This is a genomic window from Microbacterium sp. H6 (assembly GCF_003314775.1).
In the GTDB taxonomy this organism is placed as follows: Bacteria; Actinomycetota; Actinomycetes; order Actinomycetales; family Microbacteriaceae; genus Microbacterium; species Microbacterium oxydans.
Genome location: NZ_QOAY01000001.1, coordinates 1 through 397, shown reverse-complemented (window position 1 = coordinate 397; position 397 = coordinate 1). Strand labels below are relative to the sequence as shown.

Genomic DNA, 397 nt, shown 5'->3' with positions numbered 1-397 from the left:
GTGCTCCCGCTCGTGGTCCGCGCGGGTGGCGGTTCGCCGCGTGACACCCTCTCGCTCCTCGACCAGCTGATCGCCGGGTCGGACGCTCCGGCCGGGTCCGAGACGGTCACGGTGGGCTACGCGCGCGCTGTCGCCCTGCTCGGATACACGCACGCTGCGCTGCTCGACGAGATCGTCGACGCGCTCGCGGCCGGCGACGCCGCATCCGCCTTCCCCGCGATCGACCGTGTGGTGCAGACCGGCCAGGACCCTCGCCGCTTCGTCGACGACCTGCTCGAGCGTCTGCGCGACCTCATCGTGATCGCGGCGGTCGGGCCCGGAGCCTCCGCCGTCCTGCGCGGGGTCGCGGAAGACGACCTGGAGCGCATGCGGGCTCAGGCCGACGCATTCGGCTCCG

General features: G+C 73.8%; 1 pseudogene. It reads left to right on the top strand.

Annotated elements, in window-relative coordinates:
* A pseudogene (locus DSP71_RS22790) lies at positions 1-397 on the top strand (DNA polymerase III subunit gamma and tau); the annotation flags it as partial.